Genomic DNA, 10,684 nt, shown 5'->3' with positions numbered 1-10,684 from the left:
GCTTCAAAAACTTCAACAATTACCGACTTCGAGTCATCGCCCAGTGCGGTTAAACAACCCCTGAAACCTCAAAAAAACGTCTCGTCCCCAAACTTTGGTGTAGACCCAAAAAAAACGTCTCGTCCCCAAACTTTGGTGTAGACCCCTTTGGTGTAGACCCACCCAACTTTGGTGTAGACCCGAAAATCCATAACTCTCTAAAAGAGAGATGGTGGGCAGGGCTGGATTCGAACCAGCGTACACTTACGTGAGCAGATTTACAGTCTGCCGCCTTTAACCACTCGGCCACCTACCCGGTTGAAGAGGGTGCGCAATGCGCGGGGGAGCGAGATAGTTCTGGGACCAAGTTTTTACAAGGGAAATCTGGCAAAAAAGTGCGAGTTTTTCTGTCTTCCTTTTCTTTCCCTTTATCCATGGGGATTTCGCGGGATACGAATCAGCTTCGGGGAAGTAGCCAGAGGGCTTTGAGGTAGGGCTCGCCGTTGAAATCGGGGGGCATGGGAGCGGATTCGAGGGTGGTGCCGCGGGGTTGATGACGGGTGAGTTGGCGGCGGAAGGCTTCTTCGTCGAGTTTACGGCAGTTGGTTGAGCTGAGAATCCAGCCGCCGGGGGCGAGGCAGCTTAAGGCGAGGGCGAAGAGGTCGCCGTAGTCTTTTTCGACGCTAAAGACGTTGCCCTGCTTGTCGCGGGAGAAGGTGGGCGGGTCGAGGATGATGCCGTTGAATTGGCGGCCTTGTTTGGAGAAGCGTTTGAGCCAATGGAAGGTGTCGCCTTTGCAAAAGTAGTGCTCTGCGGGGTCGAGCTCGTTGAGTCGAAAGTTCTCCTTGGCCCAGTCGAGGTAGGGTTGCGAGAGGTCGAGGGTGGTGGTGGTCGCTCCACCCATCGCGGCACAGACAGAGAAAGCTCCGGTGTAGGCGAAGGTGTTCAGCACGGTCTGGCCGGGTTGGGCGAGGTCGCGCACGCGCTGGCGGTTGTCGCGTTGGTCGAGAAAGATGCCCTGCGAGTAGCCGGCGGAAAAGTCGATACGGTAACGGATGTCGTTCTCCAAAATAGGGAAAGGCTCGGTAACCTCGGGTCCTGTTAGATGATGGGGCGAGGTCTTCTGGTTTTGGTCGAGGTGCTTCCAGTAGACGGGTTTGCCGGTTTCGCTCAATTCGTGCCGCAGGCTGGGGTTGAGCAGCCAATCGTGACGGGTGGAGAGGAGCCAGCGGTCGGCGTAGGTTTCAAGAAAGAGATCGGGGAAACCGTCACCCTCCCCGTCGATGAGGCGGAGGGCATTGGTTTGGGCCGTTAGGAGGGGGGCGCGGTGCTTTAGGGCTGTTCGAAGCAGAGAGGACAAGGGGGGATTTTGAGGGAAAGGAGCGGGACGGGGAAGGGTATTTTTCATTCGTTACGGTGCGAGCGAATCGCTGATTTGAATGCGGAAGAATTGTGCGGGCTCACTTTCTCCTGAGGGGGCAAAGGTGACGGCTGTCCCATCGTAGTTGGCGGGGGAAGAAAGGTTCGTCCATCCGTCCGAGGCAAGGTTGACGCTGTGTTGCAGTTCGAGAGTACGCCCTGGTGTATAGGGGGCGTAGGTGAGTTGCAGGTTGGGATGGATGGTGAAGATGGGGCGTGATGTCGCGTCGTTCGGGGCGGTGCCGGCAAGGGACTCGCTTCGATTATCGAAGCCATCACCATCGGGGTCGTCGTGGCTGTTCTGATTTAGATTGCCGAAGGTGTTGAGTTCCCAAAAGTCGAGGAGCCCATCTGGCTCGGAGTCGAGAACCAGCACCTCGTTGTTGGCGACTGAAGCCCGGGTTTGTAGAACCGCTTGGTAGGTGGCACTCCGGTTCCGCATTTGCTGCAGCACCTCCTGATAGTTCACATCAAGGGCCAGATTGACCCATTGCCCGGGATCGGCCTGAATGTCGTGAAGGTATTCATAGCCTTCCTCGTAGTAGTCGGCGTAGACATAGCGTTGGTCGCGCACTCCCCGCCACTTCGGAATGCTGGCGTTGTCCATGTGATGCTCGCAAAAGAAGTCGGCGCGGGTGATGGCGCTGCGTCCTTCCACAATAGGAGCCAGCGAGATTCCCTGGCAATGATCGGATGGAGCTTGCTCCGCCCATTCGAGAAAGGTGGGGGCGAAGTCGATGTTCAGAGCAATGGCAGGCTCGACCCGGCCTTGTCGGTTTTCGGGTAGACGGGGATCACAGATGACAAGGGGAACGCGGAGGGACTGCTCGTAGTGGTTCCACTTGCCAGCAAAGCCCCGGGCGCCAAGAAACAATCCATTGTCGGCGGTGTAGACCACGATGGTGTTGTCGGCGAGTCCCTCATTCTCGAGGGTGGTGAGAATGTTGCCGATGGCGGTATCGATGCCGGTAATCATCCGCAGATGGGCCCGCATGTGGGAGTCGAACTTCTCCGGGGTGTTCCAGCGCCAGTTGAACCGGTTTCGGCTGATGGAGTTGCGGACGAACGCGGGCTGGTTGGCGAACCAGCTTTCGTTCAATCCTTGGTCGGGCAACTCTTCTGTTAGATAAAGTCCATCGGCCGAAGAGGGCCAAGGGTAGGACTCCTCCGCAACGGTGGCACCGTCTCTGGCATGAGGAGCGTTGAAGCTAATGGAGAGACAAAAGGGCTGTCCGGAGCTCTGTTCTTCGATAAACTCGATGGCCTTGTCCGCACAGACGTCGGTGGAATGACGGTAGGTGCCATCGGGTTGTTGGATGAAGTAGGGAGTGCTGGTGGCGTAGCCTGCGACTTGCTGAACGGAGTCGAAGTGGTTGGCGGCGGAGGTGGCGAAGCTGACCCCATATTTACCAATGAATCCAGTACGATAGCCGGCCTGTCTCAAAAGTTTGGGATAGGTGAGAGCGTCCAATTGCGCCGGGACACTGGGCTGTCCGAAGGTGTAGCCGTGTGTCCGTTCGGTCACGCCTGTTAGAACCGAGGCCCGGCTGGCGGCGCAGATGGGCGTGGTCACAAAGGCATTGGCAAAGCGCACCCCTCGTTCCGCCAGGGAGTCGATGACCGGGGTCTTCACCACCGGGTGACCATAACAACCCAGAGTATCGAACCGTTGGTCGTCGGCCATCAGAAACAGAATGTTAGGGCGCGTGTCGGTTTCGGTCTTTCCGATGGAAATTCTAGTCAAGGCGGTATTGTTTCCGACCGCTGGGAAGTTGGTGCCGACGACATGAATGGTGAGGGTGTAGGTCTGCGAGTCGTCGAGGATCAGAGTTGAGGGAAAGCGCAAGACCGTGTTGCCCGCGAGCCCGCTCACTCCGGTGGCCGTCGTGCTGGCTACGAGCCCCGCGGCAGACCCCTCAACGGTTGCGGTCCAGTCAGCCGAGCGATCAGCGGTTTGGAAGTTGCCCGAGTTGTTGAAGTGTTGCCACCCGAGAGCGACTTCATTGATTTCGATTTCCGGCACCGTAGGCACTAGAGGAATGCTGACGCTCCAGGCTCCTTGGTTGTCGATATTGCGCTGGGGGGCGAAGTGGTGGGCTGCATCATTCGTGTCGAAGAGCACCGCAGTGGAGCTGGACGAGTTTTGCGGCGTCGTCGGCGTCCAAGTCAAATCGCCCGGGTCAGCCACTCCATCGAGGGTCCAGGTCAAATTGCTCGCGACCTTTCCGGCTACAGTCCGATTGGTAAAGTCGGTAGAGGCGACCACTTGGCCGTACCCGGAGGAAAGGGAGAAGAGGAGCGGCAGCAGGATCGTGAAGGTTCGAATCATATGAGGTGAACGGGGATAGGGAGAATCGAAATTTATCGTTTCTTGACGATGTGTTGAAAAACGACATGTAGAAAGAGCGAAATCTGAAATTGCCGCCGGGCGATCGCTAGGAATGGAACTCAGTAGCTGTCTTAGAAGACTCTCGCAGTGTGGACCCAGATGAGGGAGCGCCGGTAGAAGATAGAACGCAGAGCGATCGCTGAATGGTGGTGGCTGCGGGCGACGCAGACCGGAAAGTCTGACGCGCTGGGGTGTTTCCATTTTGTTTTGGGCAGAACTTGGTCTCGAAAGTAGTTCTTCTCCAAGCCGCCGTTGCTGCTTTAGCCTTTCTCCTCGTTGAACTTTCCTGCCGTGGTGTCCAGATTCAATCATTCCTTACCCTCTTTGTTCGCGCTTTGGAGCCTTGGCTTCTGGCTTGTTTGCTGGGGGAGTGACTGCGTGGCAGGGGAACCGCTTCGCTCGATTGCCGAGATTCGAGAGCTTTCTGCGGAAGATGCGGGTCAGAAGCTTGCGGTCGAGCTGGAGGCTAAGATCACTTTGATTGGATATCTCCGGAGCGGGGGATTCATTCATGATGGGGAGAACGGAATCTATATTCATTTCAACAACAAAGATCAGGTCCCCGCTGAAGTTCGTCCTGGGAGTGTGGTTCGTATTCAAGGAGCTACCGTTCCGGGGGGATTCACTCCGCACATCATCGCGAAGAAGGTTCAGCTTCTCAAACAAGAGGCCCCCCTCGTTCCGGATGAGCTCGACCGAACTCGGCTCTTTCAGTCCGATCAAGACTGCGAGTGGGTTTGGTTTTCCGGGACCTTGATGGAGGTTTCCGATTTTTCGGAACGCCCCTATCTCTTCATCAAGGTCTGGTGGCACTCGAGGGCTTTGATCATCCGGGTCATCAAGTCACCTGAGACTCAGAAAATTCTCGAGGGCCTGATGCATCACCGGGTGAAGGTGTCCGCAATCGTCGCCACCCGTAGCAATCAGGAACGGCAAATGACGATGCGATACTTTCAGCTGCCGTCCATGCGAGACATTGAGCTCATCGAGTCGCCTCCTGGTGAGGTCATTCCCATTGGGCAGATTCTGCAGAAAGATGCTTTCGATGAAGAGCCGGTGGCCGCAGAGGGAATCGTCACGCACAGCGACGGGAAGACGGTCTATCTAAGGGGGGATGAGGGATGTCTGCGGGTCCGTCTCCCGAAGTCCCGCTCGCTCGAGCTTGGAGCAGAGGTGCGGGTGGAAGGTTACTCTCTACCCGGGGCATTTGGACCGGACCTGTTGGCCTATTCGTTGACTCCAACCGATCGCAGAGCCGAGGTCTTGCCTCGACCATTTCCCTTGGAAAATGACGTCTACACTGCAGGACTTCAAAATGACCTGGTTCGTCTTTCGGCAAAGGTTCTGAGCGTGGCGGCGAGTGACAAGCTGACGATCATCCATTGTCTGGCAGATGGAGAACCCTTCGAGCTCTATCTGAGCGGACCTGCGAACCTTGGGCGCGAGATTGCGGCAGGATGCGAACTCGAGATCACAGGCATCTGCGAACTGAAAAGCGATGAACCGAACCCCACCGTGGCAAGCGTGACCGATCGGTTCCAGATCAAGGCGCGCAATATTGACGACCTCATTGTGCTTCAGGCGGCTCCCTGGTGGTCTGCCGGGAGGTTGCTCGTCGCCTTGGGTTTGTTTTCAGCTGCTTGTCTCCTTGCTGTCGCCTGGGGGCTGAGCCTGCGTCGCCGGGTCGCCAGTCAAACCGCCATCATCAGTGAGCAGATCGAGAAGGAAGCCGCCCACAAGGAGCGGCAGCATTTCGCTCGCGAACTCCACGATACTTTGCAGCAGAATTTGACCGGAATCTCGATGCAGGTTGAGAATGCCCAGCTCCAGTTCGAGACGCAATCCCGTGAGAAGAGCGAAGAGAACCTCGAACGCATCCATCAGCTCATCGTCGAGTGCCAGCAGGAGACGCGGGAGGCGATCTCCCAGCTTCGTGGTGCGGCCACTACTCGCGGATCCCTGGCCATCTTTGTCGAAGATTCGATGAGGGAGAGGGCTCGGGTTGCGGAGGTGAAATTCGAGGTTGAAACCATCGGCCAACCCAAGCCCTACGACTCCTTTACCGTCCGGCATATCCTCAGGATTCTCCACGAAGCCTTCGTGAATGCCATCAATCACAGTCAGGCAAATAGCATCAGGCTCATCTTTGACTATCAGGACGAGCAGCTTGTCACCACCCTCAGCGATGATGGGCGTGGATTCGATCCCCGAACAGTCGAGACCGAAGGGCACTTCGGCTTGATTGGCATGTGCGAGCGGGCTGAATTGATTGGGGCTGAGCTGCAGTTGGATTCATCGAGAAACAAAGGAACGCGTATTTCTTTAAAAGTTTCGGCCTCAAACCAACAGCTGGAGACCGTATAATGACTGAAATGATCCGAATCCTAATCGCTGATGACCACGAGATGATCCTGCGCGGGTTGGCTGAAGGCTTTCGCGCTCATCCGGATTTTGAGTTGGTTGGGGCGGCATCTTCCGGGCCCCGAACGCTTGAGCTTTATCAGGAAGCCCGACCCGATGTCGTTCTACTGGATTACAGGATGCCGGGGCTCGATGGCGATCAGATCACCGAAGAAATCCTGAAGTTGGATTCCGCCGCCAAGGTGATCATGTTCTCGAGTTTCGAGTGGGAGGAAGACGTTTGGAGGTCCGTTCTCGCGGGCGCGATGGGATATATTCCCAAGACCAGACGACTGAAGGAGATCTATCACGGCATCAAAGAGGTTGCGGCAGGACGTCAGTTTTTTCCTGCTGAAATCTTGAAAAAGATCAGAACGCGAGAACGCCGCGAAGAGCTCACCAAAAGGGAGCACGAAATCCTGAGGCTGCTCGCGCGTGGACTCGATAACAAGGGGATAGCCAAGGAACTCGGGGTCTCCGAACCGACGGTAAAATCCCATGTCTCCCACATTCTGGCAAAGGTCGATGCCAATGACCGGACCAACGCCGTGGTCAAAGCGGCTCGGCGGGGATTGATTCGTCTCGTCGAATAGGAACAATGCGCTCTTGAATAGGCTCATTTTCAGAGTGCTACCGCTGTTTTCGCAAAAAATCGGGCGAGAATTCATCCAAATGGATGATGCGAACCGAGAGCCCCAGACCCTATTTTCTTGAGAGAATTCCTAAAGGGAGTCTTTCCGACAAAAATCAATTTGTTCGGGGAAACCAGCGATACACATGAAGAAGAAAAACCACTCCTCGCCTTTCAAGAATAGCCTTGTGCTAGCTTCCACTACTGCATTTCTCACTGCGGGTTCAACGGCTGCGACAGTGACCCTGATCGACAGTTCCACTAACAATGGCTCCTTCGATGATGCCATCACTGATCCGGGGAATTCGACCGGAGGAACGACCACGGGCACAGGAGGTTCTGGTGGGCAACGTTATGCCAGGACTTCAGGCGGCACGATTGAGATCCCCGGTTGGAATATCTCTTCACCAGATGGGGGCTTTTGGGGGGTCAACCATAGTGATTCAACAGCCTCCTATGACGGACTCCAGTCGGTAGTGGTCAACGACAACGCGATTGTTGCAATCACCTCTCAGACTTTTACCGGAACTTTTGCTGCCGGGGATGCCTTCAATTTCAGTGCTGCTTTCGGGAATCGAATTGTGGGCGATGCAGGCACTAATCAAGTTGCCTACAATCTTCGCCTCCGTTTCAACGATACTGAGAATACACAGCTCGACCTTGTTTCGACCGTTTTCCAGGACCCGACAGGTTCCTACATCGACTATAATGGGACAGCCAATTACACCGGTTCCGGTGCGACCGAGGTGTTTCTGGTTGCGACCATGAACAACAAGTTGGCGGGCGCTGGTCAGGGGATGGTGGACGCCATTTCGCTGAGCTACGATGCTATCCCGGAGCCTTCTTCTCTTCTTCTTTGCTTGCTCGGCGGACTGGGCTTCATGCACCGGCGCCGATAGGGCGAAGGGCGATGATGGGGTGAGGTTTGAGAGGGGACTCTCGGAAGGCGGACTTCCTTTTTCGAAAGGAAAATAGGATTGTTTAGGGTCTGTCTCTTACTCCCATCGAGTACCCATTATTCAATGGGCCCGCGCCCCGACTTTGAAGTTTTCTTTAAGCGAAGAAAGAGAGCTCCATGGTCGGCGGCGTTGAGGCCCGTTGAGTTGGGTGATTCCTTCAATGGAGAATATCCGTGAAAGGGCAAGGTCCTGAATATCACTCGGCGGCGAATCGGAAGGTGGTGATGATGGGGCTGTGGTCGGAGCCGGTGCGGGGGCCGATTTGGCGGGAGGTGCAGACGAGCTCGTCGGTGTAGAGAACCTGGTCAATGGGGATGCCGAGGAGGGGGTGATAGCGACGATGGGTGGCGGCGTAGCCTCGGCCACGGGAGGAGTCGCGGAGTTCGGGGCCGACCTTTCTAAAGGAAGGGGCGTAGGCGCTGCAGTTGAAGTCGCCGGCGACGATGAGGGGGGCATCGCGATTGCGCGCTTCTTCTGCAATTTTCTCCAAAGTGGCTTGATTGGAGCGTGAGGTCCCGGCGCTCATGGGCGGGAGGGTGTGGGTGTTGATGAGGTTGAGGCTTTTTCCCTGAAATTGAACGCTCGCGAGAACGAGAGGGGTGGCGAACTCTTTGCTAGTGTCGACTTCGGAGCTGGTGAAGGGGTATTTGGAGTAGAGCAGGATGCCGAAGTTGTCGCTACGGGGATGCTCGATTTGGTAAGGGTATTCGGCACGGAGAGAAGAGAGAGCTTGGATCCACTCGCTGCTGGTTTCCTGCAAGAGAAGGAAGTCGGGATCGTGCTGGCGGATGAGAGCTTCGACGTCGGCATAGCGGTTGTTGCTGGTGAGGACGTTGAAGGTCATGAGCTTGAGCTCCGGTCCAGTAGTAGGGCGATTGTCCTTGGTAAAAGGCAGGTAGTGGAGGCTGAGGGGGATGCACTGAATCACTAACAGCACCGCGACGATCGCTCCGCTTTTGGGAAGCTTGGCGACGAAGAGGAGGGCGGTGAGGACGGCGAACCCGACGGCGGTGGGGAGGCGGAAATGGGTGAGGAGCTCGGGCAACCAGTGCCAGTGACCGGCGAACAGGGCGAGGCTGAGGAGGATGGCAAGAAGGACGGCGCTGCGGAGAACAAATCGGAGGAAAGTCGTCATCAGGGGAGAGGAGGGGTGGTTTTGATTGGCAGGAGGGCGCTTTTTGGCCAGAACACTGAGCGTGAATCAAACAGTGGCAAGAGTTTTGACCGCGCTGGTGGTGGCGTTTTTCAGCGTCTTCTTCATTTATCCGGCGGTAATGGTCTTGGGCGAGGCCTTCTGGACAGAGGAAACGGGGCTGACCTTTACTTTTGTGGGAGAAATTTTCTCGAACCCGCTCTACCTCGAAGGGCTTTGGAACGCCTTCGCCTTGGGCATCTGTAGCACGCTGGCCAGTCTGGCACTGGCCTTTCCGCTGGCATTGGTTTCGCATCGCTATCTTTTCCCGGGAAAAAGTATCCTGGGTGCCTTGGTTTTGATTCCGCTGGTGTTGCCTCCCTTCGTGGGCGCGGTGGGGGTCAAGCAGATCCTGGGAGTGCAGGGCTCGTTGAATGCCTTTCTAATCGACCTCGGCATCATGAGCGCGCAGGCCCCCTATGACTGGTTGGGCGAATCGCGCTTTCTCGGCATCGTGATCATGAACGCGCTGCACCTTTATCCCATTCTTTACATGAACGTGGCGGCGGCGTTGTCGCATCTCGATCCGGCGATGGAAGAGGCTGCGGAGAATTTGGGCGCGGGGCCTTGGAAACGGCTCTGGCGTATTACGCTGCCGCTGTGCACCCCGGGGATTTTTGCCGGAGGCGCGATTGTCTTCATCTGGTCCTTCACCGAGCTGGGGGTGCCCTTGGTCTTTGACTACACGCGGGTCGCGCCGGTGCAGGTTTTTGACGGGATCAAGGACCTTGGGAACAATCCCTTTCCCTATGCGCTGGTGGCGGTGATGTTGTTGGTCTCCTCGACGGTCTTCCTGATTTCCAAAAAGCTGCTGGGGAAATCCAATCTTGGCAAAGCGCCTCGACCCAAGGGCCGGAGCTCGGAGAAGCCGCTCGCGGGCTGGAAGGGGTGGGCCTGTTCGGCGCTCTTTGTCTTTGTTTTTCTGATTGCCTCTATCCCTCATCTTGGAGTCATCTTCTCGTCCTTGGCAGGGGATTGGTACGCCACCGTTCTGCCCGAGCGCTTCACTCTGGACAACTATGAGGAGGCGCTTGGGCACCCTCTGGTGGTCCCTTCCATTCAGAATAGTCTGGTCTATGCGGGGCTCGCGACCTTGGTGGATATTATTCTGGGGGTGGCCATCGCCTGGGTGGTAGTGCGGTCAAATATCAAGGGCCGTGGGGTGCTGGATGCGCTGGTGATGCTGCCGCTGGCAGTGCCGGGACTGGTGCTGGCCTTTGGCTATCTCGCGCTCTCGCAGGAGGGGCGGGCGTTTCATTTTCTGGTCGGAGACCTGGGCAATCCTATCATCCTGTTAGTGATTGCTTATGCCGTGCGACGCTTGCCGTATGTGGTTCGCGCGGCGGTGGCTGGGCTGGAGCAAAGTAATATTCAGCTGGAGGAAGCCGCGCGCAGTCTGGGCGCGGGACCGATCCGGACCCTGAAGCGAATCAGTCTGCCACTGATCGGGGCCAATGTGGTGGCGGGGGCGATTCTGGCCTTTGCCTTTGCCATGCTGGAGGTCAGTGATTCGCTGATTTTGGCGCAGCAACGGGAGCATTTCCCCATCACCAAGGCGATCTATGCCCTGTTGGGAACGCTGGGGAACGGGCACGAACTGGCGGCGGCGCTGGGAGTGTGGGCGATGGTTTTCCTCGGAATCTCAATTGTGGGCGCGGTGTTGCTGGGCGGGAAAAAGGGCGGGCTGTTCAAGCTCTAGGAAAAAAGCTCTGGCT

At 56.7% G+C, this 10,684-nt stretch carries 7 protein-coding genes and 1 tRNA gene; 4 read left to right on the top strand and 4 right to left on the bottom strand.

The genetic code is table 11. From position 1 onward, the window contains the following. Nucleotides 1-209: 209 nt before the first annotated feature. The 3 genes from IE099_RS06945 to IE099_RS06935 all read right to left on the bottom strand — a co-directional run bounded on the left by IE099_RS06945 (nucleotide 210) and on the right by IE099_RS06935 (nucleotide 3,727). Nucleotides 210-295, bottom strand: a tRNA-Tyr gene (locus IE099_RS06945). Nucleotides 296-436: 141 nt separating this feature from the next. Next, nucleotides 437-1,387: a class I SAM-dependent rRNA methyltransferase gene (locus tag IE099_RS06940; protein ID WP_189568750.1), complete on the bottom strand. Its 951-nt coding sequence runs from the start codon at nucleotides 1,385-1,387 to the stop codon at nucleotides 437-439. 3 nt (nucleotides 1,388-1,390) lie between these two features. Beyond that, nucleotides 1,391-3,727, bottom strand: coding sequence for a sulfatase family protein (locus IE099_RS06935; RefSeq protein ID WP_189568747.1), 2,337 nt, complete (start codon nucleotides 3,725-3,727; stop codon nucleotides 1,391-1,393). A 438-nt stretch (nucleotides 3,728-4,165) separates the two neighbouring features. Between IE099_RS06935 and IE099_RS06930 the strand changes: the two genes are divergently transcribed. From IE099_RS06930 to IE099_RS06920, 3 genes are all read left to right on the top strand, one after another. Next, nucleotides 4,166-6,151: a sensor histidine kinase gene (locus IE099_RS06930; RefSeq protein ID WP_189568744.1), complete on the top strand. Its 1,986-nt coding sequence runs from the start codon at nucleotides 4,166-4,168 to the stop codon at nucleotides 6,149-6,151. An 8-nt stretch (nucleotides 6,152-6,159) separates the two neighbouring features. Then, the gene (locus IE099_RS06925; protein ID WP_189568742.1) at nucleotides 6,160-6,780 is read left to right on the top strand and encodes a response regulator; all 621 of its coding nucleotides are present in this window, start codon (nucleotides 6,160-6,162) and stop codon (nucleotides 6,778-6,780) included. Nucleotides 6,781-6,964: 184 nt separating this feature from the next. Further along, complete coding sequence (locus IE099_RS06920) at nucleotides 6,965-7,717, top strand: PEP-CTERM sorting domain-containing protein (protein WP_189568740.1); 753 nt, start codon at nucleotides 6,965-6,967, stop codon at nucleotides 7,715-7,717. Between the two features lie 256 nt (nucleotides 7,718-7,973). Here the strand turns inward: IE099_RS06920 and IE099_RS06915 are convergent, their stop codons facing one another. Further along, nucleotides 7,974-8,912: an endonuclease/exonuclease/phosphatase family protein gene (locus IE099_RS06915; protein ID WP_189568738.1), complete on the bottom strand. Its 939-nt coding sequence runs from the start codon at nucleotides 8,910-8,912 to the stop codon at nucleotides 7,974-7,976. Nucleotides 8,913-8,985: 73 nt separating this feature from the next. Here IE099_RS06915 and IE099_RS06910 point away from each other — a divergent pair, with 73 nt between their 5' ends. Beyond that, nucleotides 8,986-10,668 (top strand): ABC transporter permease, encoded by a 1,683-nt coding sequence (locus IE099_RS06910; RefSeq protein ID WP_229809426.1) that lies wholly within the window; start codon nucleotides 8,986-8,988, stop codon nucleotides 10,666-10,668. Nucleotides 10,669-10,684: the final 16 nt, after the last annotated feature.

Origin of the sequence: Roseibacillus persicicus (assembly GCF_014651675.1) — a bacterium.
In the GTDB taxonomy this organism is placed as follows: domain Bacteria; phylum Verrucomicrobiota; class Verrucomicrobiia; order Verrucomicrobiales; family Akkermansiaceae; genus Roseibacillus; species Roseibacillus persicicus.
The sequence above is the reverse complement of the archived record's forward strand: the minus strand, read 5'-3'. Positions and strand labels throughout refer to the sequence as shown.